The 23492-nt window shown below is 46.8% G+C and carries 34 protein-coding genes; 17 read left to right on the top strand and 17 right to left on the bottom strand.

Features of this window, described 5'->3' with window-relative positions:
• Position 1: 1 nt before the first annotated feature.
• The 3 genes from RS881_RS46200 to RS881_RS46190 form a co-directional block, all read right to left on the bottom strand.
• Entirely contained in the window at positions 2 to 157 is a 156-nt protein-coding gene (locus tag RS881_RS46200) for a hypothetical protein (protein WP_315816981.1), read from the bottom strand.
• Positions 151 to 390: a hypothetical protein gene (locus tag RS881_RS46195; RefSeq protein ID WP_315816980.1), complete on the bottom strand. Its 240-nt coding sequence runs from the start codon at positions 388 to 390 to the stop codon at positions 151 to 153. The genes RS881_RS46200 and RS881_RS46195 overlap by 7 nt, the downstream gene beginning before the upstream one ends.
• Positions 391 to 1242: 852 nt before the next feature.
• Positions 1243 to 1908, bottom strand: a complete 666-nt coding sequence (locus RS881_RS46190) for a carbonic anhydrase (protein WP_315816979.1) — start codon at positions 1906 to 1908, stop codon at positions 1243 to 1245.
• Positions 1909 to 2045: 137 nt separating this feature from the next.
• On the opposite strand from RS881_RS46190, the gene RS881_RS46185 reads away from it, so the two are divergent.
• The 9 genes from RS881_RS46185 (at position 2046) to RS881_RS46145 (ending at position 9983) form a co-directional block, all read left to right on the top strand.
• Complete coding sequence (locus tag RS881_RS46185) at positions 2046 to 2198, top strand: hypothetical protein (RefSeq protein ID WP_315816978.1); 153 nt, start codon at positions 2046 to 2048, stop codon at positions 2196 to 2198.
• A gap of 512 nt (positions 2199 to 2710) precedes the next feature.
• A complete protein-coding gene (locus tag RS881_RS46180) occupies positions 2711 to 3178 on the top strand; it encodes an RNA polymerase sigma factor (RefSeq protein WP_315816977.1) in 468 nt (155 codons plus the stop codon).
• A gap of 175 nt (positions 3179 to 3353) precedes the next feature.
• Positions 3354 to 3728, top strand: a complete 375-nt coding sequence (locus RS881_RS46175) for a hypothetical protein (protein ID WP_315816976.1) — start codon at positions 3354 to 3356, stop codon at positions 3726 to 3728.
• Positions 3725 to 4579, top strand: a complete 855-nt coding sequence (locus RS881_RS46170; protein WP_315816975.1) for a FecR family protein — start codon at positions 3725 to 3727, stop codon at positions 4577 to 4579. The genes RS881_RS46175 and RS881_RS46170 overlap by 4 nt, the downstream gene beginning before the upstream one ends.
• A 287-nt stretch (positions 4580 to 4866) precedes the next feature.
• Positions 4867 to 5325 carry an STN and carboxypeptidase regulatory-like domain-containing protein gene (locus tag RS881_RS46165; protein WP_315816974.1) on the top strand — a complete coding sequence of 153 codons (459 nt, stop codon included), beginning with the start codon at positions 4867 to 4869 and terminating at the stop codon, positions 5323 to 5325.
• 93 nt (positions 5326 to 5418) lie between these two features.
• The gene (locus RS881_RS46160; protein ID WP_315816973.1) at positions 5419 to 5934 is read left to right on the top strand and encodes a TonB-dependent receptor plug domain-containing protein; all 516 of its coding nucleotides are present in this window, start codon (positions 5419 to 5421) and stop codon (positions 5932 to 5934) included.
• Between the two features lies 1 nt (position 5935).
• Complete coding sequence (locus RS881_RS46155; protein ID WP_315816972.1) at positions 5936 to 8131, top strand: SusC/RagA family TonB-linked outer membrane protein; 2196 nt, start codon at positions 5936 to 5938, stop codon at positions 8129 to 8131.
• Positions 8089 to 8439 (top strand): hypothetical protein, encoded by a 351-nt coding sequence (locus tag RS881_RS46150; protein ID WP_315816971.1) that lies wholly within the window; start codon positions 8089 to 8091, stop codon positions 8437 to 8439. The genes RS881_RS46155 and RS881_RS46150 overlap by 43 nt, the downstream gene beginning before the upstream one ends.
• An 11-nt stretch (positions 8440 to 8450) precedes the next feature.
• Complete coding sequence (locus RS881_RS46145; RefSeq protein ID WP_315816970.1) at positions 8451 to 9983, top strand: RagB/SusD family nutrient uptake outer membrane protein; 1533 nt, start codon at positions 8451 to 8453, stop codon at positions 9981 to 9983.
• Between the two features lie 211 nt (positions 9984 to 10194).
• On the opposite strand, the gene RS881_RS46140 is transcribed toward RS881_RS46145, so the two are convergent.
• From RS881_RS46140 to RS881_RS46125, 4 genes are read right to left on the bottom strand one after another with little or no spacing between them, the layout of a single operon-like run.
• Positions 10195 to 10914 (bottom strand): LytR/AlgR family response regulator transcription factor, encoded by a 720-nt coding sequence (locus RS881_RS46140; RefSeq protein WP_315816969.1) that lies wholly within the window; start codon positions 10912 to 10914, stop codon positions 10195 to 10197.
• Positions 10911 to 11426 (bottom strand): sensor histidine kinase, encoded by a 516-nt coding sequence (locus tag RS881_RS46135; protein ID WP_315824824.1) that lies wholly within the window; start codon positions 11424 to 11426, stop codon positions 10911 to 10913. Before RS881_RS46135 ends, RS881_RS46140 begins: the two co-directional genes overlap by 4 nt.
• Complete coding sequence (locus RS881_RS46130) at positions 11420 to 11680, bottom strand: hypothetical protein (RefSeq protein ID WP_315816968.1); 261 nt, start codon at positions 11678 to 11680, stop codon at positions 11420 to 11422. Before RS881_RS46130 ends, RS881_RS46135 begins: the two co-directional genes overlap by 7 nt.
• Positions 11677 to 11949, bottom strand: a complete 273-nt coding sequence (locus RS881_RS46125; RefSeq protein ID WP_315816967.1) for a hypothetical protein — start codon at positions 11947 to 11949, stop codon at positions 11677 to 11679. The genes RS881_RS46130 and RS881_RS46125 overlap by 4 nt, the downstream gene beginning before the upstream one ends.
• Positions 11950 to 12090: 141 nt before the next feature.
• On the opposite strand from RS881_RS46125, the gene RS881_RS46120 reads away from it, so the two are divergent.
• The 5 genes from RS881_RS46120 to RS881_RS46100 all read left to right on the top strand — a co-directional run bounded on the left by RS881_RS46120 (position 12091) and on the right by RS881_RS46100 (position 15402).
• The gene (locus RS881_RS46120) at positions 12091 to 13029 is read left to right on the top strand and encodes a hypothetical protein (RefSeq protein ID WP_315816966.1); all 939 of its coding nucleotides are present in this window, start codon (positions 12091 to 12093) and stop codon (positions 13027 to 13029) included.
• Positions 13026 to 13838 (top strand): hypothetical protein, encoded by an 813-nt coding sequence (locus RS881_RS46115; protein WP_315816965.1) that lies wholly within the window; start codon positions 13026 to 13028, stop codon positions 13836 to 13838. Before RS881_RS46120 ends, RS881_RS46115 begins: the two co-directional genes overlap by 4 nt.
• 215 nt (positions 13839 to 14053) lie before the next feature.
• A complete protein-coding gene (locus tag RS881_RS46110) occupies positions 14054 to 14542 on the top strand; it encodes a Crp/Fnr family transcriptional regulator (RefSeq protein WP_315816964.1) in 489 nt (162 codons plus the stop codon).
• 114 nt (positions 14543 to 14656) lie between these two features.
• Positions 14657 to 14938 carry a DUF2306 domain-containing protein gene (locus RS881_RS46105; RefSeq protein WP_315816963.1) on the top strand — a complete coding sequence of 94 codons (282 nt, stop codon included), beginning with the start codon at positions 14657 to 14659 and terminating at the stop codon, positions 14936 to 14938.
• Positions 14939 to 14979: 41 nt separating this feature from the next.
• Positions 14980 to 15402: a hypothetical protein gene (locus tag RS881_RS46100; protein ID WP_315816962.1), complete on the top strand. Its 423-nt coding sequence runs from the start codon at positions 14980 to 14982 to the stop codon at positions 15400 to 15402.
• Positions 15403 to 15628: 226 nt separating this feature from the next.
• On the opposite strand, the gene RS881_RS46095 is transcribed toward RS881_RS46100, so the two are convergent.
• The 9 genes from RS881_RS46095 to RS881_RS46055 all read right to left on the bottom strand — a co-directional run bounded on the left by RS881_RS46095 (position 15629) and on the right by RS881_RS46055 (position 21091).
• Positions 15629 to 15904 (bottom strand): DUF4249 family protein, encoded by a 276-nt coding sequence (locus tag RS881_RS46095; RefSeq protein ID WP_315816961.1) that lies wholly within the window; start codon positions 15902 to 15904, stop codon positions 15629 to 15631.
• A gap of 29 nt (positions 15905 to 15933) precedes the next feature.
• Entirely contained in the window at positions 15934 to 16773 is an 840-nt protein-coding gene (locus RS881_RS46090; protein WP_315816960.1) for a DUF4249 family protein, read from the bottom strand.
• Positions 16676 to 16972 carry a hypothetical protein gene (locus tag RS881_RS46085; protein ID WP_315816959.1) on the bottom strand — a complete coding sequence of 99 codons (297 nt, stop codon included), beginning with the start codon at positions 16970 to 16972 and terminating at the stop codon, positions 16676 to 16678. Before RS881_RS46085 ends, RS881_RS46090 begins: the two co-directional genes overlap by 98 nt.
• 44 nt (positions 16973 to 17016) lie before the next feature.
• Positions 17017 to 18243, bottom strand: a complete 1227-nt coding sequence (locus tag RS881_RS46080; RefSeq protein WP_315816958.1) for a TonB-dependent receptor plug domain-containing protein — start codon at positions 18241 to 18243, stop codon at positions 17017 to 17019.
• A gap of 53 nt (positions 18244 to 18296) precedes the next feature.
• Positions 18297 to 18668, bottom strand: coding sequence for a TonB-dependent receptor plug domain-containing protein (locus RS881_RS46075; protein WP_315816957.1), 372 nt, complete (start codon positions 18666 to 18668; stop codon positions 18297 to 18299).
• Positions 18662 to 19153 (bottom strand): carboxypeptidase-like regulatory domain-containing protein, encoded by a 492-nt coding sequence (locus tag RS881_RS46070; protein WP_315816956.1) that lies wholly within the window; start codon positions 19151 to 19153, stop codon positions 18662 to 18664. The genes RS881_RS46075 and RS881_RS46070 overlap by 7 nt, the downstream gene beginning before the upstream one ends.
• A gap of 167 nt (positions 19154 to 19320) precedes the next feature.
• Positions 19321 to 19944: a FecR family protein gene (locus RS881_RS46065; protein ID WP_315816955.1), complete on the bottom strand. Its 624-nt coding sequence runs from the start codon at positions 19942 to 19944 to the stop codon at positions 19321 to 19323.
• 225 nt (positions 19945 to 20169) lie between these two features.
• Positions 20170 to 20487: a hypothetical protein gene (locus tag RS881_RS46060; RefSeq protein WP_315816954.1), complete on the bottom strand. Its 318-nt coding sequence runs from the start codon at positions 20485 to 20487 to the stop codon at positions 20170 to 20172.
• Between the two features lie 73 nt (positions 20488 to 20560).
• Positions 20561 to 21091 carry an RNA polymerase sigma-70 factor gene (locus RS881_RS46055; protein WP_315816953.1) on the bottom strand — a complete coding sequence of 177 codons (531 nt, stop codon included), beginning with the start codon at positions 21089 to 21091 and terminating at the stop codon, positions 20561 to 20563.
• Between the two features lie 94 nt (positions 21092 to 21185).
• On the opposite strand from RS881_RS46055, the gene RS881_RS46050 reads away from it, so the two are divergent.
• From RS881_RS46050 to RS881_RS46040, 3 genes are read left to right on the top strand one after another with little or no spacing between them, the layout of a single operon-like run.
• Positions 21186 to 21398, top strand: a complete 213-nt coding sequence (locus RS881_RS46050) for a YwbE family protein (protein ID WP_315816952.1) — start codon at positions 21186 to 21188, stop codon at positions 21396 to 21398.
• A gap of 15 nt (positions 21399 to 21413) precedes the next feature.
• Positions 21414 to 21644: a hypothetical protein gene (locus RS881_RS46045; RefSeq protein ID WP_315816951.1), complete on the top strand. Its 231-nt coding sequence runs from the start codon at positions 21414 to 21416 to the stop codon at positions 21642 to 21644.
• Positions 21645 to 21692: 48 nt separating this feature from the next.
• Complete coding sequence (locus tag RS881_RS46040) at positions 21693 to 21953, top strand: hypothetical protein (protein WP_315816950.1); 261 nt, start codon at positions 21693 to 21695, stop codon at positions 21951 to 21953.
• Positions 21954 to 22364: 411 nt separating this feature from the next.
• Here the strand turns inward: RS881_RS46040 and RS881_RS46035 are convergent, their stop codons facing one another.
• Positions 22365 to 22913, bottom strand: coding sequence for a collagen-like triple helix repeat-containing protein (locus RS881_RS46035; RefSeq protein WP_315816949.1), 549 nt, complete (start codon positions 22911 to 22913; stop codon positions 22365 to 22367).
• Positions 22914 to 23492: the final 579 nt, after the last annotated feature.

Here is a 23492-nt window from a genome sequence, read left to right as displayed (position 1 = left end):
CTTACACCAACTCCACCACCACAATTTCATTGCCATACAGGTCATAACAATGCAGGAACGAATATGCCGGAGTGATCACCGGCTCCGTTTTGATCCTGACCCCATTGTTGAGCAATTGCTCATAGAGCACATGCAGTTCCGTGGTATAGATCACCATGGCCGGCTGTTCACCTGTCTGACTGCCAATCCTGCTTTGCTGCGTCTTCCCCTCTGCCTGTAGGAACCAGATACCTGCTTCCCTGTACCACCTGAGCCAATATGTAAAAATCGTTGCCCTACATCCGTAGTCAATTCAAAGATCTTTTGGAAACCGAAATTCCTGTTATAGAATCCAAAGGCTTGATCGTAGTCCTCTACCAGGACGATCATCCTGCCAAAATAATTCTTCATATCCTTTTATTGTTGTAATAAATAATGATGCGTTGCCTCCTTTAGTAAAAAATATAAGAAGCCTCATCCCTTGGTTCCACCCAGTTATAACCAATCTTTTGCCAATGCACTTCATAGCCATCAAGCCCCAGACATTGAATGTATTCCTTTCCGCAAACAATAAAATCCTTCCAGAAAGCCAATAGGAATCCCCATGTTGTTTGAAGTACACTTCGGCCGAAAAATAATCCCGGAACCAGGCATGGATATAGGCCACTCCGCCCGGCCTGTATAGACAGTCCTGTAAAACAACAGTATGTTTTAAACTCGCCCAGGTAGTAAAACCCAGGTCAAGGGCAATAGCCTGATACCCATGTTTTAATTTAACTTCCTCCGGATGGTCCAATAGCCATTGAAATGATTTACCCGTGAAGGCAGGTACTTTAAGTAACAACCTGGCTGCTGAAAGCGAAGCAGGCGAACCCTTATAAAGATCCTTGAGTAAAAAGACTGTGCGGGTTTTTAAGGCGCGTAACCGTATCGGTTGTAGTAAGTTCATATAATTTCCTTTTTGCCAATCACCCACAGCTTGGCGGAAATTAAATAAACAATGATGCTGGAAGAATAAAGGGTGAATTGATCTTTTGTGGGAACAGGCGGCCCTTCCACCTGTCACAAATATAGGCGCAGAAACGAATACCGGCAAATAAAAAGGCCCTGCTCTGGCAGGCAGGCGCCTGATTATTAGTAATAACCTTGATACCTTACAAAAGGCCACTTTCCCACTTTGCATATCATATACCGCCCCCTGTATAAGGAGTTCCTTATTTTTCTCCATCCCTGCCAGGATCGGACTATGCTTACGGATGTTTTCTATTGTAAGCCTGACATTCTGTTCACACACCGCATGAACAAAACTGCCATTCTTAGAACTTTTTCACCGTTAAATCCCGTTAAGCTCGTAACCGCAGGTCGTATCCGCGCCAGCAACGCAGTGATATTACCCAGCTTTACATCATCAATGGCCGACTTGATCGCGCCGCAATCCTCATGCCCCATTACCAAAATCACCCGGGCTCCTGTAACCCGGCAACTAAACTCCATGCTGCCCAGCAGATCTTCATTTACAATGTTTCCTGCTACACGTCCTACAAAAATATCCCCAATGCCCCGGTGAAATACATCCTCTACCGGAACCCGTGAGTCCAAACAGGAAAGGATCATCGCTTTCGGAAACTGATTCAGCGCAGCAGCTCTTATTCTTGCCGAATTGTTCCGGATCGTCAGATGATCATTCACAAAATCATTATTCCCGTCTTTTAAGATCTTAATAACATCTGCAGGTGCTAAGGCTCTTTGCTGCTCTTGCGTTAATACCGTATTGACCAGTACCTCTGCACGGTCTATCACAACTTGCCCCGGCTCCGCAACAGCCGACCCTATAGTTGCAGTGGCAGGCGCTTTATCCTCCCCTCCACAGGAATACAACAATCCCATAATACATAAACCTAAAACATAAATCGAAAAGTACTTTCTCATAATAGTTAGGTATTGAGTGAATAATAAAAAAAACGAAAAGTAAGGGTGGATAAAAAAGAGGGCACTCATTAGCGTAGGAGACGGGAGGATTGTTGCTATCACTAAAATATACTTCTTTTTTGATAAATCCTTTTCCGGTGTTAAACCAGTTGATCATACAACATGCACCCGACTATGTACTAGTAGATCACCGCAACATCGACCTCCAAACCATCACCGCCTTCTTTACTCCATTCCCCTCCAATGGCGCAGCTTTTCCAATGAGCAGCTATTTGATTTTAATGGATTGAAAGGCCGTTTATCTTCCTCCTCTTATATGCCCGCTCCCAACGAGCCAGCTTATCAACCCATGATCAATGACCCCTGCACTCGCTCGCCTCTGGCGGGTGAGCCTATTTCGTAGCCTCCGGCTACATTCCTGACAGTAGCCTAAAGATGCCAGTCAAAACCGACTTAGCCGCGCTAATTCTACACTCGCTCGCCTCTGGCGAGTGAGCCTATTTCGTAGCCTCCGGCTACAGACCTGAACAGTAGCCTAAAGATGCCAGTCAAAACCGACTTAGCCGCGCTAATTCTACACTCGCTCGCCTCTGGCGGGTGAGCCTATTTCGTAGCCTCCGGCTACATTCCTGACAGTAGCCTAAAGATGCCTGTCAATACCGACTTAGCCGCGCTAATACCGTTCCTCCCGGCGATTAACTTTTCATGTATAGAAAACAACCTGCAGTAGATCGAATTAACCTAAATTTGTTTTGCTACTATTGGTATAATTTATACGCGAAACCAAACAACCCTGCCCTGAGTGATACATGATCAATCAACCGTTGAAAAGGAGCTGCTATTATTGGTGGCAGCTGGCAACGAGCAGGCTTTCAGGAAATTGGTACTGGATTATTCAGGATTGCTATTCAAATTTATCTACCAGCATATTGACGACAGGCCCCTGGCCGAAGAAATCGTCCAGGATATATTTGTAAAACTCTGGCTCAAAAGAGAAACCCTCCCTCATATACAAAGTTTTCGTTCTTTCTTATTGATTGTTTCCCGAAACCATGCTTTCAATGCCCTTAAAAAGTTGGCACGGGAAAAAAACAAGGAATGGGAATGGCAACAGGAGATGACCCGGTCTGATGCAGAAGAAAACAACCACCAGGAAATACTGTTTACCCTTATGCAGGAGGCTATTGAACACCTCCCCCACAACAACAAAAAGCCTGGACCCTGTGCAGGCACCAGAGCTATAAGTATGAGCAGGCCGCTAGTGAAATGAACGTGTCGAAGGATGCCATCAAAAATACCTCCAGTATGCCAATGCCGCTATAAAAAATACATGTCAGACAAGCTACCCCTTGCCATGCTGTTAATATATACTTTCTTTAAAAATATATCCCACCTATATCCCCTTTTTGCCGTTTGCGTTGTCTCTCGATATACAACCTATCTATATGGAGACTGGCAATACCAGGCTGGACGAATTGTATGCAAAGTGGTTTAATAAAACAGCCACCCCGCAGGAAAAAGCGGAGTTAATTGAATTATTGGAATCAGGTGCCACCAAAGCCGGATGGGCGCCTTTAATAGAAAGAATATGGGATCAGTTGCAGGACGACCATAGTTTTTCATTACAGCAAAAACAACAGCTGGCAGATAAGATATTGAATCAATGGCCAGCCGAACCTATGCGGGAGCCTGCTGCCCGTATTATCCGTTTTCGGTTTACCTGGGCGGCTGCTGCAGCCATCCTCCTGTTGATAGGATCTGTATTCGTATGGAAAATGCTGACCGATAAAAAGCCCATCCCAAAGAATACAGTGCAGTGACCACGAAGCCCGAACCCATTTTACCAGGGCGTAATGGCGCTATCTTAACCCTGGCCGATGGCCGGCGCATCGTGTTGGATAGTGCCGCCAATGGTATCATCGGCAACCAGGGTAGTGCTCAGATATCCTTGCAAAATAACCGGGTGATCTACCAGGCGGGCGATGCCCGGGATGCCGGCACAACAATGGTCTACAATACCATGTCCACACCCAAAGGCCGGCAGTTCCAACTGGTTCTGCCCGATGGTTCTAAAGTGTGGTTAAATGCCGCCAGTAGCATTACCTATCCCATCGCATTTAACAATAAAGAAAGGAGAGTCGAAATAACCGGTGAGGCCTATTTTGAAGTAGCACATGATAAAATAAAACCTTTCATCGTACAAACAAAGAACCAGGAGGTACAAGCATTGGGCACCAGTTTTAATGTATATGCCTATGATGATGAAAGCCTTGAAAGAACAACCCTCCTGGAGGGAAGCGTACGTGTGAATGCTACCGACAACAATCCATCATCCAGCCATCCCCCACGTGTGGTTACTTTAATACCCGGTCAGGAGGCCCAGATCAATAACAAGATCCAATTGCTGTTCGTCGCCAATAACGTAGGCGAAGCTGCGATCGCCTGGAAGAACGGATATTTCAATTTAGAGAACATCCCCTTCGACCAGGTGATGAAACAATTGGAACGCTGGTATGATATACAAGTGCTATATGAAAAAGGAGTGCCCAATTTAAGCTTCGTGGGAGGCTTAAGCCGGAACATGACCCTTGAATCCCTCATCAGGGCCCTCAAGGTTTCCGAAGTCCATTTTAGAGTAGAAGCTGGCCGTAAACTGGTCGTCTATAAATAAAGCCCATGATGGCTGTCAAATAAAAAACCGGATCATGCGGCAACATGACCCGGCCAAAAAAACACTACCTGGCAAGGGAGTGAGTCGTCATGGCATTATAAACCGTTGGCTAACGGATCTTTTAATAACCAAAACTGTTGTAAGTTATGCAAAAACTGTTTATCCAGTAGGGAAGAGTAGAGCGCACTCACCCAATAGGATTTCCGCTTACAGCCGGCTAGGAGCAGCTCCTCAGGTGGCTTAGGTAGCAAAATTTGTAAGGTCATGAAACTAAGTGCTTTTTTCTAATGGCTTTCTGCCTGCAGGTTTCCGCCCATGCAGATTCCCAAACCATTACTTTGTCCGGCAATAACATCTCCCTGGAAAAAGTATTCACCGCCATTAAAAAACAAACCGGATTCATTGTATTCTGTAACAAGGAATTACTGTCAAATGCTAAACCCGTTTCCGTATCTGCCACGGGCATGCCATTGACCGAATTCCTCAACAAGGCCCTCAGCGACCAGCCCCTGTCTTACATCGTCGAAGACAAAACCATCGTCATGATGCGTAAGACTACACCGAAAGCTGTACTGCCCGATAGCGTGGCCGTACCCGATGTGATCATCTCCGGACAATTGGTCAATGCCGAAACCAGGGAGCCCATCAACTCGGCTTCCATCTCCATAAAAAGTACCAAACAAGGAACTACCTCTTCTACAACCGGACAATTCTCCCTCCAGGGGTCGATGAATCCGCCATTATAGTGATCTCCTCCGTGGGTTTTACCCCTGGAGATTCCCGTTTCCCGCCTGCTGGCCATTCCTGCCGGTGGCTCCATTTCATTGGGCGAAAATACCTTGTCCAAAGCAGTTGGCGGCGGCTTCATCATTCAATTAAAAGCCTTACCAGCTTCTTTGAACGAAGTAGTGGTCGTAGCATTTGGACAGGTTAAAAAGAAAGACCTTACCGGTTCAGTAAGTACCCTTTCATCTCAAGCCATCAGCCAGCAACACGTTACCACTTTGTCAAGAGCATTGGAAGGAATGGTATCTGGTGTACAACTGTCTACCGCAAGCGGTCAGCCAGGTAGCGAAGCTGCTATCCGCGTACGCGGTTTAGGTTCTTTGACTGCAGGATCCGATCCATTGGTAGTTGTAGATGGCGTACCCAGCGCATTTCCCCTTTCTTCATATAACCCCGCCGATATTGAATCCATCGTGATCTCAAAAGATGCAGCTTCCAATTCACTGTATGGTTCCCGCGCCTCCAATGGCGTTATCCTGGTAACTACTAAAAAAAGGTACCCGGGGCAAAACGAAGATCAATTTCGACGTACGCCTGGGCCAAAACAGCCAGGGCGTACCCGATTTTGATATGGTAAAAGATCCCGCCGAATTTTATGAACTCGCCTGGAAAGGTATTTATAACTACGTTCGATATAGCAACGATCCGGCTGCTGCGGGCCTGCATCTCAATGATGCAGATGCCCGCCAGTATGCCAGTAAAAACCTCTTTACTGCCAACGGTGCCGCCATCCAAAACCCCAATTTCCTGGGCAATTACATGCTGTATGATATCCCCGCCGGTACCACACTCATTGATCCCGCAACAGGAAAGATAAGGCCCGATGCAAAAAGATTGTATTATGACGACTGGAACGATTACTTCATTAAGAAAACTTTCAGCCAGCAATACAATGTGAGCCTGAGCGGGGGCAATGATAAAACAGACTACTTCATGTCCGTTGGCTACATGAGCGATCCTTCCTATGTAATGGGTTCCGATTTCAATCGCTACAATGCCCGTTTGAAAGTGAATACCGTTATTACCAACTGGTTGAAAGGGGGCATGAACCTTTCCTATTCCCGTCGCTATTCCAATGTGCCCAACTATTCAGGCGGTACCGTTAATAACAACGTATTTGCCTTCAAAGATTATTTCGCACCCACCTGGCCCCTGTTTGCTCATAACCAGGATGGCAGCATTCGACGCAACCTTAACGGTGATATCATGTACGACCTGGGCACCGGCGAAACCTGGTCCCCTTATGGGCCTACCAAACGCGCCAGCTTCACAGGGTATAGCCCAGCCATCTATTTTGAGAAAGACCTGGCCGAGCAAACCTCCGATGATTTCTCTGGCCGCGCTTTCCTCGAAGGTACTTTCCTGAAAGACTTCCGTGTAAAACTGGATTTCTCCCTCGACAATATCTATACCTATAACAAAACCTACGGCAACAACGAGAGCGGTACCGCTGCACGGGATGCACAGGGATCTATTTCCGGTTTTTGGGCAAAAGGAATGAACCTGAATGCCATACAAACCATCAATTACATCAAGGCCATTGGCGTCCATTCAATCGATGTATTGGCCGGTCATGAATACCGCTGGACACGCGGCGACAACATGAGTGGTACCAAGTCCTTGATGTTTGCGCCCAATAATCCCGATATGACCAATGCCATCCGAATCAACAGCCTTACCGGCAATGGCGTTAGCTCAGCATTGGAAGGATACCTGTCAAGGCTCAGCTATAACTACGACAGCAAATATTATTTAACTGCCAGCATCCGTACCGATGGCTCTTCCAATTTCCGTTACGATAAATGGGGCACCTTTTGGTCAGTAGGTGGCGCCTGGAGGGCCAGTCAGGAAAAATTCATGGATAAAACTTCCTCCTGGCTTACCGAACTGAAGTTACGCGCCAGCTATGGTACATTGGGTAACCAAAACGTAGGCGCCAATCGATGGACCGATGTGTGGGCCATCTCCAATACCGGTTCTATCGAAAATCCGGTACTGGGTATCTACCAGGCCTCCTTTGGCAACAAAGCCCTTACCTGGGAAAGCAATAACATTTTTGATGCCGGAATGGACTTCCGTATCTGGGATCGTTTCTATGGTACCGTGGATTATTTCCATCGTAAGACCGTGGATATGTTATGGGCAAAACCATTACCCGCTTCTACCGGTCAGGCTTCCAAATTGGAAAACGTAGCTTCCCTGCTCAATACAGGTTATGAAATAGAGCTGGGCTATGATGTGATCCGCAGCAAAGATTGGAACTGGACCGTAAGCATGCGTGCTTCTCATTATGAAAACAAATTACTGTCCATCCCTCCGGGCGTGGGTTCTGCCCTCCTGAATGGTAACTACGAAGAAGGCAACTACCTCCGTGGCGAAGGCAAAGACTACTATAACCTGTACATGTATAAATATGCCGGCGTAGACAAGGCTACCGGCGAAGGCTTATTGTACAAGGAACTGCGGGCTACCGATAACCTGTCATTATACCCCGGCAAGAAAGTAGGCGATATCGTTACTACCAAAGGTAGCGATGGTACCAAGTTTGAACTGGGTACCGCCTCCCCCGACCTGGTAGGTGGTTTTAATACCCAGCTGCAGTACAAGAACTTTGATTTCGCTTTGATGACCAGTTGGCAAATTGGGGGTAAAACCATTTCATTGACCTACCAAAACCTCACCCTGCAAAGATTACTGGGCATTCATAAGGATATGACAAAGGGATGGACCCCGAAAATCCCGATTCAAATATCCCCATGTTCATGAACGGTGCTCAAAGCTATTACAACAGACCCGTCGGTGGAGCCCAGGGGCAATATGCTGATTGGGCCTTGTTTGATGCTTCTTATTTTAATATCAGGAACGTGAGTTTGGGTTACCGCCTGCCACAGGCACTGGCTGCCAAAAATGGCATCGAGGCACTGCGCGTATTCTTCAGTGTAGATAACCTGCATTTCTTCTCTGCCAAAAGAGGACTGGACCCCAGACAATCTTTTGATGGAGGTTCTACCACCGCAGCCTTTGGTTTTCCCCAAACCCGTACCATCACCTTTGGTATCAACCTGACCCTCTAAATGAAACAATCATGAAAAAAATTATCATCATAGCAGGAAGCATTATTTCCCTCCTGAGTTCCTGTTCCAAATCATTAAATATAGACCCGGCTGGCACCATGACCCGGGAGCAATTGCAGGAGATCATTAAAACAAAACCCGCCACCGTATTGGAGCCCATGGTGACCAGTATGGTATCCCAGGTCAATGGATTTGTTCCCGTCAATTCAGTCGACTCCAGGAATTTCCTGGTGAGCAACATGCTGTTGAACCTCAAAGGCAATGATATGGTACTGGCCCATACCAATGGTGGATGGCTGGTATCTGATTACCAGATGCTGAACTATCGTGAAGAAAACCAGGCCCGCGCAGGACTCTACTGGGGCATGTATTACAAGTGGATCTTTTATGCCAACCAGATACTCGACCTGGTCCCTACCGATTTTGATCCCTCCGTTACTACCGATGCGAATAAGCTCATCATGAAATACAAGGCCGCTGCCCTCACCATGCGCGCCATGAGCTATACTTACCTCATGTGGCTGTACCAGGACGATTACTTGCATGGTGGAAACACCAAACCAGGTGTTCCTTTGTATACCACCGTTGGTGGTGAAGAAGACCGGGCTCCAGCCAAAGATGTATGGGACCTCATAATGGCCGATGCCATCCAGGCTGTAGATTTATTCAAGGCTTCGGGACTGTCCAACAAATTCAGCAAGGTTGATTTTGATGCATCAGTAGCTTCCGTAGTACTGGCCCGCGCTGCCATCACCATCGGCGATTGGCCCAAGGCCATTGCCGCTGCCAATTATGTGGTACAGGAATATCCTACCCTGATCAATGAAGCTCAGTACACCACCGCCGGTATGAGTAATATCACCCTGCCCGAAACCATTTTTGGGTACGATTTTTCTACCGCATCCGGAAAAGGTACCAGCTCCTTCCCCGGTTGGATGAACATTAAAGGCGAAGGCGGTTATGGCGGCAACCAGGGATCCTGGGTGGCCATCGATCAACGCCTGTATGATCAGATTTCCCCTACCGATTACCGCCGGAAGAACTTTGTATCCGCCCCATTTGTAGAATACAAATACGCCAGCTCCCAATTGCCCGAGAAGCATTTCAAGTATTACAGCTATAAGTTTGCTGCTCCCGCCATTGATGCCAATACCCCCAATTACAACCAGGATGATATTTTTATGCGCACTTCCGAAATGATACTCACCAAGGCCGAGGCCGAAGCACGTGCAGGTCAGCATGGTGATGCCCAAACGACCCTTTATCAGTTGGCGCGTGAAAGAGATCCTTCTTATGTTAAGTCCTCCAGTACCGGCGATGCCTTACTGAAGGAGATCCAATTACAACGCCGTATTGAATTGTGGGGAGAGGCAGGCTTTGAGTTTTTCGACAACAAGCGTTGGAATATTGGTGTTAGCCGCGCTGGTTCTGCCAACCATACCAATCAATTGGTAGTGCCTGCCGGAAAACTATTCACCTTGCAGATCCCGTTGGCTACCGAGCTCAACTACAATCCCCATATCAAGGAACAAAACCCTTTATAAAGAACCAAGCCCCGTTTTTAATTCTAATAGGCTTCATCAGGTGTAGGGCATCCTTAATCCGTCAAGTGAACGAGGTACCCTTCACTATGCTCGACCCAACCTAAAGGGCTCCGCCAATGCGCGGGGCCCTTTACTTTTTTATAGAGCATGGTTATTACCAATACACCCGACTGATTACAAACCATAAAATTCATTAAAGAATCCTACACTGTTAACGTTCCAAATGCCCATTGGCAACATGCTCCAGGAAAGCAGTTTTGTACACATGACTCAGCGATAGCTCTTCCTCTCCAACGTATACCGAACTGTTGTTGTAGCCCGTCACATGCCTTGCATTAATGATGAAAGATTTATTTACCCGGAAAAACGATTGCTGCGGTAGCACCTGATGAATCGTTTTCAATATCATATTTGTCATGATCTTCCGGTCTTTCAAATGCAGGATCACATAATCTTTAACCCCTTCAATATAAAGCAAGTCATCAAAATTGATCTTATTATGCCGGCCATTGGCCCTGATATAGATATAGTCCTTTTCAATAGCTGGCGCCTCGGCTACAGCTGCCACAGTATGCAACAGTTTTAAATAATGAGTGGCCTTATCAACCGCCTTACGAAACCGCTCCGGACGGATGGGTTTGATGAGGTAATCAATGGCATCCAGCTCATAACTTTCAGGGGCATATTCACTATACGCAGTGGTAAAGATCACCAGTGTGCCGCGCGGGATCGTTCGGGCAAATTCCAATCCATTGACATCGGGCATTTCAATATCCAGGAATACCAGGTCGGGTAGCGCCGTCGCCATCATCGATGCCGCAGCATCCGTATCGCCAAAGGAGGCCAATAAGGTCAATTCAGGACAGCCGCCAATCAGGTGCCGGATGCCTTCCCGCGCCAGCGGCTCATCATCTACTACAATACAATTCATAATTGCAATATGAGCATTACCGTATATTGATGCGTCAGTTTATTCACCTGTATACTGTGCCGCTCCGGAAAAAGCAACTCCAGCCGCCGGCCAATATTCACCAGCCCCAGGCCGCCAGGTTCTACCCCATTCCTGCCGGGGCCCTGAGGCCTTGAATTACTACAAGTAAAGTACAAGGTTTTACCCTGCAACTCAAATTGAAGGTGTACATAAGAAGCGTTCTTAGCCTCTGCACTGTGCTTGACCGCATTTTCTGCAAACGTAATGAACAGCAGCGGAGGAACCATCACCAGTGGAAATTGTTCTGGTTTGGTAATACTGAAGGAAAAATGATCCCGTCGGATACACTCCAGTTCGAGCAGGTTCTGCAGAAATTTGATTTCTCCCGGCAACGGAACCAAAGGCGCCCGGCTGCCGTATAATTGATACCGCAACAGGTCAGACAGACTGTACAGTACTTCACTGGCTTTATCAGGATCAGTGCGCGTCAGCACATTGGCATTGTTCAGCATATTGAACAAAAATGAGGATTCACCTGGCTCTTCAATTGCTCCAGTTCCGCATGCAGCTTTTCATTCTCCATGTGGGCCATACGGTAATTATCCTTCACCCAGCGTTGAAACAGTTTGATGGCAGTGGAAGCGGCGACCAGGATACCGAGGGCTATCGAGAAACTAACCACTGTACTGATCTTTTCATCTTTGGTTTCCTCCGGACGGATTTGGAATTGCTTCAAAGCATTGCCTACCTGGTTGAACAGGATCACATAAAAATTACCGCTGCCAGCGTCGACAAAACGTACTGTATATATTTCCCTTTGAACAAGTATCGCGGCACCAGCAGGTACATATTGAAATAGGGCAATACCAGTATCATAACCAGCGTACCACCCATCAACACCAGGAACATATTGGGAGGATACTCAGAGGCATCGCCGCTATACACCAGCATAGCCAGTAAGACGAGGATGCTGAAGTGCCTGATCAGCCTTCTTTCCGGCGAAACCAGCAATCGTACAAATGGGTCTTTATACATCTGTCAAAAATAAAATAAACAACATTTGGTTTCGTATAGATTTAGGTGCGTTTCATCGGGTTTTGCGGCCAGTTTATCTAGTTCGTCAAATCAGATCAATGGACCGGATAGCTTTGGAGTTGAATCAGTTCCATTCAGCGCATGAAAACAACCATCCAGCTTATGCTGGCCTTGCTCCTGGTATTGCCCGCTTCGGCTAATAAATATGGCGAACATAAGATCATTGGCGATAGAAGTTTCCTGCACCTGATCACTGCATTACAGAATACCCCGGGAGGTGCAGGTTTTTTACAGTTGCTTGACCTCAAAACCGATTCAATAAACGGTACCTGTTATTTTGGCGCATTAAGCCAGCATGCCCCTGTTTCCTATGGCGTATTGAATGCATTAAGTGGCGATCATAGTAGCAATCCGTATCTCATGGAGGAGCAACTCAGGATGCAAGGTTCTGCCTTGCAACGTATCATGGCATTACACGAAGCCTATATCCGGATGGGGTACACCGCAGCGCCCGATGGCAAACTGGTGAAGACCGATTTCAACTACCTCATGCTGGCTGCAGTGAACATCCCCCATTTTTACGAATACAACAGGTCCTTTCAGCAGCAACTCAGGCATTTTGATCCCGCCATGATCAGGTTATGTCAAAACCCGGCGGCCATCAATACCGCTATGAATAAACTGAACAACACCAATGCCATCAATATGTATGTAACCATGCACCTCGTGGCGGTGGACCTGGCAGAACAAAGCGGACTGGCCGTCCGGAGTGACCCCGCTGCAGCCCGTCAATTACTCTTATATGCATTCCTGTTCAATGCCTTTGCCGACCATTTTCTGGAAGATGCATTTTCGGCGGGACACCTGGTAGTTAACCGTACCATTATGGCTTCTTTCACCAATAACAAGGCATTACATGACTTCTACAGCGAGTATGGCACTACAGTCGTAAACCGGAAAGGAGAAGTCTGGAAAGCCTATGGCGATGGCAGCTTCAACAATACCCATCATGCCTGGATGCAGGCCAATACCATAGATAAAATCAATATCCTTCTTTTACCCGCGAAGCCGACAGAGTGATTGAGGCCGTCAGCCTTTCACTGCAAGACCTCTTGCTGGCATTTGCTCACGCAGGAACAGGTGATAACCTATTACAGTTTCCCGCCAATGTAAAACAACATCCCCAATACCTGCTTGTACATATCAAAAGCCTCTCCCTTGTACCAATACCCTACAACACCGATCTGAAGACCCTCTTGCCCGATTCAATTAAGATCAATCCCGGAATGACCAGGGCAAGCCACCTCCTCCCTTTGCGCAATTTCATCCGCAGCAGAGTGGGCAACTCTTTTGTGGTGGGCATTAATGGAGCCACCTTTTCCAACGAATATTATAAAGCTTTGGAGTTTCGCCTGAATACCGGAAGCTTTTTAAAAAAGTACAGTTATGATAGTAAACAAGAAAAGCGTGGCACCCTTGATTATTGGAACGGGTATACCGTTTCATTTAGCAGGGGCACCTTTAGCCGGGTAAATAAAACCCAGGAGCTCGAGGAGTGGAGCTACCAGTTGAGGGCAGGTATCCGCTCAAACCTCGATTACTGGATCAGCAATAAAACTTTCATTGCCCTGTATAGTTATACCGAGACAGGCGTTCAATTCATACACAAGCACCCGTCGTTTGTATTTGTGCCTTCCATAGGCTGGCAGCCAGGCGCCTTATTCAATTTCAACTATTACAATATGCCCGGCTGGCTGCGTATCCCGGCCCAGCTCTTCCTGCCATTAAAAACCCGCATTGGTGCGGTGATCTCTCCGGCGAGAGGCCCCCAATATTTTCCGGTATTGATATGGATTATGCCTTCTGAAAAGACCTTGTTTAGGCGGTAGGTTTATCTTAATAGCTCAATTAATTGATAATTAATTGGTTTATGCGCAAGGAATACTGCGGTGATAATTTTGAGCCTGTTTATGATTGATATATGTACATTTATAGTAAACCCTTGGGCGATGCAGCATTACTATGACACCCTTTTGAATACATTTCCCTGATCATCGACATCCCCGAACATGACCGGGCACAATGCCGGCAAAACTTTAAACCCTTGCAGGTCGCGAAAGATACCATACTCGATGCAGCTGGTAAGATTCCCACACACCACAACTTTATTGTTTCCGGGTTTATGCGCAAGTATTACATCAATGATAAAGGAGAGGAAATAATTGTGGAGTTGAACAATGGCCCCCGGTTCTTTACCTCTTACTTCCATTTTGCACAACAAACCGTTACCAACGAATACCTCCAATGCATTACCGATTGTGAGCTGTTGAGAATTACCCATGCCGATGCCCAGAGTTCAGCCAAAACCAGCTACACACAAAAGGACTACACCATCAAGCTATTCCAGCAAATACAAAACGAAGACAGCCAGCGCATCAATGACCTGGCCAACCTCACCGCCGAGCAGCGGTATATGAAACTCATGAAAGAGGCGCCTGCCATCATCAAAAATGTGCCCCTTAAATACATTGCATCCTACCTGGGCATCAAACCCGAAAGCCTGAGCAGGATCAGGCGTGAGATTATTTCCTAACAATTGTTAAGTGGGAATTCCTGGTGCTGAAGTTACCTTTAGCCAATTACTTCAGCGCCATGAAACAAAGCCCCAGGCACTAGCCATACGCTCCTTTAGGAATACAGCCCGTTTTTGGTTCGTAGTCACCTATTTGGGACAGTTATTTTTGCCTCCTATATCATCCTGCTGTATTGGAGATCAGCTGCGCAGGGAAACTTTGAAAGGTGGAATACCGTCAATCCTGATTTCTACCTCAAAGGCGATGGCATGGGCAACCTGGTCTTTGGCTTGCATGTGGCATTCGCTGCAGTGGTCATGATCCTGGGGCCCTTGCAATTAATACCAGCCGTCAGGAAAAAGGCACCCCGGTTTCACAGGATCAGCGGCAGGATTTACATTTTTCTGCCTTCCTGATTGGCGCCGGAGGTTTATACCTTACCTGGGTAAGGGGAGCAGTGGGCGGACCAATTGCCCAGGTCACCATTTCCATCAACGCCCTGATCATCCTTGCCAGTGCTTTCTTTTCCATCCGGTATGCCATTCAACGGAAAATTAATTTGCACAACCAATGGGCCGTGCACCTCTTATTGGCCATGAGCGGTGTATGGTTCTTTCGCGTATTCCTGATGCTCTGGCTTGTCATCAACCGTGGACCAGTGGGCTTCGATCCCAAAACTTTTACCGGCCCTTTCCTGACCTTCCTGGGTGTATTTGTTTACATCTTTCCCCAGGCAGTAGCCGCTTTATACTTTAAAGCTAAATTCTCAGGAGAGCGCTCTAATAAATGGGCCTTCTCCGCCTTTCTCCTGATCATCACCCTTGCCATGGTGGTGGGTATCTTTGGAGCCGTTGCCGGTATGTGGCTCCCAAGATTATGAAAACGCTCTTTCCTGTGAATTAGCGGTGGTCAGCAATTCAACTACACTTCTTCCATGTAAAATAGCTTACTGGTTAAAAACGATAAAACAAAAGCCCTCAGGAATGAGGGCTTTTTTATGAAAGGAAGCGTAAGAGAATTTTTCCGGCCCATGCATATTGATACCATTCACGGCACAGCTTCGTTTGGTGGTATCCAATACAAGAAACTGCAGTGAGTCCTCTGTCTTACCAATAAAGCACCTTGTCGGATATCGTGGTGGCATAAAAAAAGCCAAGTGCCCCGCCGCTGATATTACCGTGTGCCGATGCAGGCGCCGGCTTATAGATATTGCCATTGACCTCCAACTGCCTGTTCAATACATTGAAATAATCATACGTTTCTTTGGTCAAAGCATGCAACCTGATCTGTACCGGATTGTGCCTTGGTCGTACGTTAGGATGATCCCAGTAGGGGTAATGCCCTGGAGGTAAACGATCATGCTGTACATTGAGTGGCTTCATACGTACCGGAATCGTGTTTACTCCCGTTGTTAAGAACTTATCATCAAATACATAATAGGGAGTGCACCGAGCGTGGCTGCCGAATAGATGCCGGGCGCCAGAAAATGATCGTACCGGTAGGCATGCAACGAATAGCTAAAGTTGAGCCCATAATAGTTTTTTTCATTGGGCAGATCTTTGAACCGGGCTACCGGGATCAGCCCCTTATTAAGATAAGGACTGAGCATGGTGTCCCTGGCCCAGCCCACACTTTCCAATGCCGGCACCCGGGGCATATAAGCTGAGGACCGGAATACAGTATCCCCAATCTGTACCTCCAGGTAATAAGTATGGCCGGACTGTCCTTTTATTTTCCTGCTTTGATAAAACCCACGCTCATTGGTCGTGGCACGATCGTCAACGTTGGTAAACACCGAATCGATGTTGGAATCACTGAATTGGGTAGAATCCCGAAAATAATATACATACCGGTCGATGGAGTGCGGACTGGGGATCAGCGTATCCTTTACACCGGCATCATCCGTAATAATAACAAGGGCATTTTTTACCGGCTCAGCACTGTCACGGTACGGAAAGTAGGGGTCGGGATCGACAACAAATCCCGCCGACTTAGTAACGCGCACATAATAGGGCCCCCACATATTGCTGATCCTTCCCTCTATCACATACTTTGGTTTGGCTGCCTGCGGAGCGAGCTCAAAATTCCGGGTACAACTGGCAATCGTTATCGCAAAAGAAGACTGGCTATATATTGTTGAATACGCATGATGATTAGAATTTAAAGTTGTAAGCAATCGAGGGAATAATACCACCGAAGTCCACCTGGTAGGTTTTGATGTACGAGTAGTTGCGTGGGTCTTGCCGGGCATACAGCGACACTACATTGCGGCGGTTGTAGACATTATAAACACCTAGCACCCATTCACCCTCAAATTTTTTGATGGCTTTGATCCTGCTTTGCCAACTTACACTGAGGTCCAGCCGGTGGTGTGCAGGTAAGCTATACCCGTTTCGCGTACTGTAATACAAAGAGCGGATGCCATTAAAAGCATAAGTTCCCAATGCCACCGTGGCACGGTTGCCACTACGAAATACCCAATTGGCAGAAAAGCTTAATCTTTTGGATAACGTCTGGTTGTATACGATCGAAAGATTGTGCCGCCGGTCGTAACTGGCAGGATACCATTCACCATTGTTGATGCCATCAATCTGCCGCGAAGCTTTTGACCAGGTATAACTGATCCATCCTTTTGATGCCCCTTTATTTTTTTGACCAATACCTCCACACCATATCCCTTCGCCTGCCCGGTCAATACCTGCGTTTCTACTTTATCATTCAGGAATAATTCAGCATTGTCGCGGTAATCGATCACGTTCTGCGATTGGCGATAGTACAGTTCCATACTTGCCTCCCAGGAGGCGTCTGGAAAAGTCTTGAATACACCGGCCGAAAAATGATCCGAATACTGTGGTTTGAAATGCGTATTGGAAGGCATCCAAAGGTCCGTGGGCAAACCCACCGAAGTATTCGTAAGCAAATGCTGGAACTGGTAATTCCGGCCGTATGCCAGTTTAAGCGAAAGGTCAGCAGATAATAAGAACCGGGCAGTGGCTTTGGGCTCGGCCCCAAAATAGGAGGCGACGATCTTTCCTTTACCATAAAAAGTGCTGTCCGTCACTGCTGTAGTGTCTGCATTGTACTGGTACACCAATGCATCTCCCAGTGCTGCAAAGCCAGTAGCCCGAATGCCATAAGATACACTTAGCCTTTTGTTTAATTGCTGTTCATGATTGAAGTAGGCAAATACCTGGGCCGAGCTGCGGTTGTTGAGCGTAATGCCTTGGTCGGGCAAATGAGTTGTATTGGAGATCGTTTTTCCAGGCGATACATCCTGAAAGGAAATGCCCGCACCAAACTTCAGCAGACTGTTTTTGTTCGTACTCCAATCGAAATCCGTTTTCAGGATCACCTCTTTCAGGTTGGCCCGCCAGGAGAAATCCCGGGCACTGTCAAGCATAAAGTACGTATACCGGTATTGACTGTACAGCAGCGAGGTATTCGCAAATAAACGTCTGTTGAAAATATGGTTCCAACGGGCAGTAACCGTAGTATTACCCCAGTTGGTACGCGTTTCCATATCGAGGGGAACCAGGTAAAAATTATCATGACCCGTATAAGCCGATAAATACAACCGGTCACGTGGGCCAAGCGCTGTATTGATCTTGGCATTCAGGTCGTAAAAAGATATCTTGTTCTTGCTGGTAGCCGCATCGATGATATTCATTTTGTAGGCTGTATTCAGCAGGGCGCCTGTATTACTATACCTGCCTGAGATCATAAATGAAGAGCTGCCTTTTTTTAGCGGGCCTTCCCAGGTAAGCCGGCTGGCGATCAAACCAATGCCCCCGTAAGCGAATGCTCCCTGTTATTGCCTTCTTTCATGCGGATATCTATCACAGAAGAGAGCCGTCCGCCATATTGAGCCGGGAATACACCTTTATAAATGGCCACATCTTTCAGCGCATCCGTATTAAAGGCAGAAAAGAAGCCCAGCGAGTGCGTAGGATTGTATACCGGCGCTTCATCCAGTAGGATCAGGTTTTGGTCGTAAGAGCCGCCGCGTACAGATAAATTCGTAGTGCCTTCTGCAGCAGCCTGAATACCCGGCAAAAATTGCAGACTCTTCAATACATCGGGCTCACCGCCGCCCATCGCTATTTTTTTGATCTCCAGCGTACTTAGCCGGTGATTGCCTGTCACCACATTTTGAACAATGCTTTTTTGCCGGCAGAAGAAACGATAACAGCCTGCATCGTATCTGCCTCTTTCACCTGCAGTGCTACATTATGCCGATAGCTTTCCCCGATGACCACCGTTTCATTGCTCTCTAAAAAGCCAACGTGCGAGCTGTTCAATACATAATCGCCCGAAGGCACCGTCAGCGAATAAAATCCATAGGCATTTGTAAGCGTGGTGTAGGTTTTATTGCCCGATAAACTGACAGTAGACCCGATCAGCGCTTCGCCCGATTGTGCAGCCGTTATAATTCCATATACCGTTGCCGTTTGTGTCGAAGTGCTGCCTGGCTTTTTTACCAGTATATAAGTTTGTATTTGTTCATATTGTAAACCGTTGTTGAGCAAAAGGTCATCGAGCACCTTCTTCACCGGCACATTTTGTTGCCGGTACCGGATATTGCGAATGCCGGCAATAGCATCCGTTTTATAGGTGAATTTAAAAGGCGTCAATTTTTCTATCGTGCTCAGGGCCTCCTTCAGGGTTACGTTTTTAGATCGATGCTAATGGTCACTTTGCTGATGTCCTGCGCATGGCTGCGGTTTATTATCAACAGGGCACAGGATACCAGTAACAGGATGGGGATGATCCGTTTCATACAATTTTTATGAGTGTTTGCTTATTCTATAATATAAACGCCATTCTTTTTGGCGAGGGGCCTGTCAATGACAGTGCTGAGAATGTCAAGTATTTGTTGAATACCAGTGCTTTTCTGGAACTTAACCCTAAGTTTTGCTTTTGCAAGGGTAGTGTCTTTAATGACGATCGAATCTTTGAATACCCTTTGCAGATCGGCTACAATGGCGCCCAATGACTCATCATCATATACCAGTTCACCCTGCTTCCAACCGGCTATCGCCAATGTATCAATGAGCTGTTGTTGAACCATACCGGCCTGTAGTTTGATCTGCTGCCCCTTTTCCAACGTAGCCAATACCTGGTCGCCTGCCTGTACCTTTACTTTACCCCGTTGCACAGATACCATCCGGTCGCTTTCTCCCGGGTAATCCTTGATATCGAAGGCCGTTCCCAGTACCGAGGTGGTAAGCGTACGCGAGTGAACAAGAAAAGGGAGCTTATCGGCATGTTGTACATCAAACCAGGCCTGACCCGACAGATCTACTATACGCTCCGATCCGGAAAAGCCAGCGGGAAATCCAATGGATGAGGCAGCATTCAGCCATATATGACTGCCATCAGTCAGCACTACTTCGTACGACGAACCACGTGCGGTGGAGATCACGTGATAACCGGCTGCATCACCAGCATCGGTAGTGGTATAGATGATCTGGTGATCCTGCTTAGTGATAGTAGTATGCCCCAGTGTTGCCAGGGGCCGTTCTTTACTTCATCAAGCCAAATCTGCGATCCGTCGGGCAGCGTCAGTACATTGTTGGCAACAGGTGTACCAGGCAGCGGAGCTGGCCATTATGCGCAACTACCGGCCCCGTATGACTGCTGCTGTTGCTTAAAAATAAATACCCGTACTGATCAATACCAGTACAGCCGCTGCAGCAGCCCACCGGTAAATAGTACGAATACGCGCACCGTGTACAGGAACATTCATTGCAGACAACCCTGCCTGCTGCCTGATCTTTGCCAACAGGCGCTTTTCATGTTCCGCCTCACTGGCAGCAAAGGAGGCTGGGATCTCAACAGCATGATCCTGTTGCGCATTGTACCACTGTTCCAATGCCTGTCTTTCGGCCAGGGTAATGGTACCGGCAACAAGTTTGTGAACAAGCGCCTGGTAATAAACAGGATCATTGACATCATTTTCAGACATGAAAAGGCATATTTACTATACAGGTAAGAAAACAAGACCTTACCCCTATGGGCAGGAATAATTTTTTTGAAGCCTATGACAGGAAGGAAAAAAAGGATTTTAGCGAGGTGCGCAGGTGCTTCAGTGCTTTCGTCAGCTGGTTTTCCACCGTTTTTTCTGCAATATCCAGCGTTTGGGCAATTTCCTTGTGCGAGAGTCCCTTTTCCCGGCTTAGTTCATAGATAAGTTTGCAGCGCTCGGGCAGTTGAGCGGCCGTTTGATGAAGCTGTTGCTGTAGTTCTTTATAATCGTATTGTTCTTCCACGTGTGTCGTGACAGGAGTAAGTTGTTGCATATTCCCCTCCTGTTGGCGCTGGCGGTATTTTTTATGGAGCAGGCTGTATACCTGGAATTTAACCGCGGCTGCCAGGTACGATTTCAGCGACTGTTGGATATTGATCTCCGACCTGCGTTTCCACAGATCGGCAAATACTTCCTGTACCACCTCCTCAGCGTCGGTAAGGTTATCGAGTTTATTAGCTGCTACCGAAAAGAGCAGTTTCCAATACTGGTGATAGATGGCCGTAAAGGCAGCTTCGTCCCCTGCGCCAGTTGGCGCAGCCATTCAATTTCTATATGAGATGGGGAGGACATGATAGGATGAGGGAATAAAAGTAGAAATAAATTTGCTATAATTTTGCATCCATAAGTTAAATCGTATGGACGGTCAATACAGAAAAGACATTTATCCTGGTCAGGAAGTAGCCATTATTCTTAAGAAGGATCAGCGAACAGGCAAGCTCACTTACGGCATTGTAAAGGAACTCCTTACTTCAGCAGCTTTTCATTCCCGTGGCATTAAAGTGCGCCTGGAAGATGGGCAGGTGGGCCGGGTGGCCGAAATTGAAGTCGTAGACCCGGAAGGAGAGTAGGGCAGTGCAGTGCTTATGAAAACTAGCCATACAAAGAAGTATTTTATATTAGCACCATTGTTTTACCTGCGAAATACCAACCTCACCAATGCCTTTATGACAAATTGCCTTGTTGAAAGTGCGCTGTTCAAAGGCGCATTGACTACAGGCTTTAAGTTTGTTGAGAATTATTGCTATGGTAATACACTTGGTCAAAAAGAGTTTGAATTAGAATTATTCAAAACCGATAGCTTTGATGGCTTATAAATTTGGTACCGCATAAAGTTTATTAAATAGGAACTCAAATCAAACGCAATGAACCAACAGGAAATGAACTTAAACATCCGGTATGATGCTCCGGATGAAGTTTGGGATAGAGTACCTGTAATTTACGAACAACTGAAAGGCTGGTTAGGATTTAATACAGATGACAAGTCTGTCAAAAATGGATCTCCTTACTGGTTTAGTTTTAACGAAAACGAAAAACATATAACCGCATCCCTTGAACCAAGCGGATTGCAATTTGTAGGGCTTATGGATGATGAGCAATGGGCTATTTGGGTAAAAAGAGATTAAAGAAATAGCAACAAGGGAACTAGGGTATAAAGTTGGAGAAATTGAATTAGGGGAAGTTGATTTCTGAAATGAATGCTGATCGGTCTAGCTTATATAATTTCCGCTTTAAGGTGAGTCACGCTGAAGCCTGGCTGATGCAGCGCTGCAGCGTGGCCCACCTTTGTAACTGGCAAAGGTTTTCTTAACTGAACGGCATTGTAACGTATGTCTCCATTATTTTCAGGGAATTAATGACGAGTGAACTTGTTTATCTGCCGTCCGCCTGAATCGTCGTTGCCGACGTTGCCACAGATGCAGTTCAAAAGAAAGCTGCTTGTCAGGAATGCCCTTCACCTGGCCACGGGTGGTACGGCCCTCCGGCGGCTTTGAACGGCGATAGGAGGGCCGCAACTTCGTTACCGGCCAATTCACTTATTCAGTAAGATTGAAATACTTCACGACAGCATGGTAGTCTGAAAGGTCAACTGCCGGAGCCCCTGCGGCGCGTCTTCCACCAGGTAATATGGAAGAGGCAGGAGCGACTATTACTTTGATCTTATTCCAAACTACCGTTGATCCATTGTAAGCCGTAAAACTTGCATTGAACAACCTTAATGAGAGTATAAATTTATTCCCCGTGGATGCACGTAGACTATAAATTGTTTGATACTGTACAGAAGTACCATATCCACCCACACCGGGAATGGGGTACCAGTCAGTACTATAGGCAGCCGGTATGTAATAAGCAAGTACCAGGCTCGAATCCATCCTTGCCTGCGTTACATTACTTAACGTCAGATCAGTGCCAATAGTCATCGAAATGGGGCCATTATACGTGTACATGATCACATTGGCATTTCCGGAAATGCCTTGTGGCCCCTGCGGCCCATCGACCCCTTGTGGGCCAGTATTTCCAGTATCTCCTTGCGGGCCCGTATCTCCTTTTTTGCAGGATAGGATAGTACTGAGGAACAGTAACACGACAAGAATAGATTTTAAATGTGACATAGTTTTTATTTTAAGCTATAAAAAGGAAAATGAGGAAAACAAAACCTTGCTAAGGTCGCAGGTATCATTACTGAAAATTATCAGGTTTAGCCATTGGCGGAGACCAGTGAGCAGGTGGGTTATATGTTTGCATTTTAGGTAAGATTTGCACTCCTTTCCGAATACCCGGTATGGCGAAACGGGTCCGACAGTTTCTGTAAATAATGGTTGTGTAGTAAGTCGTATCATAATGAACTTTTGACACAATGATACGATGGCTGGAAGGTGGTTTCCAAGTTGCGGTGTCGCAAGGTGTCGTAAAGCGTCTAAAATGTCCGGGCATGCCCGGTATAATTTGACTTACTGGTTGTTGGGCAGCGTTAGGAAGTCAGAAAACCAGCCTGTAAGGTAGTTGCCAATTGGGGTGATTTGATGATGCCAGGGCTGACCAGGAGCTGATCAGGTGTTGATCAGGGTACGATCAGGACTTACCCAGGGCTTAGGCGGGAGTTAACCAGGGCCTGACCAGGACTTTACCAGGGAAATACCAAGGGAATACCAGGCAATGATCAG

The organism is Paraflavitalea speifideaquila (genome assembly GCF_032395985.1).
Lineage (GTDB): Bacteria > Bacteroidota > Bacteroidia > Chitinophagales > Chitinophagaceae > Paraflavitalea > Paraflavitalea speifideaquila.
The sequence above is the reverse complement of the archived record's forward strand: the minus strand, read 5'-3'. Positions and strand labels throughout refer to the sequence as shown.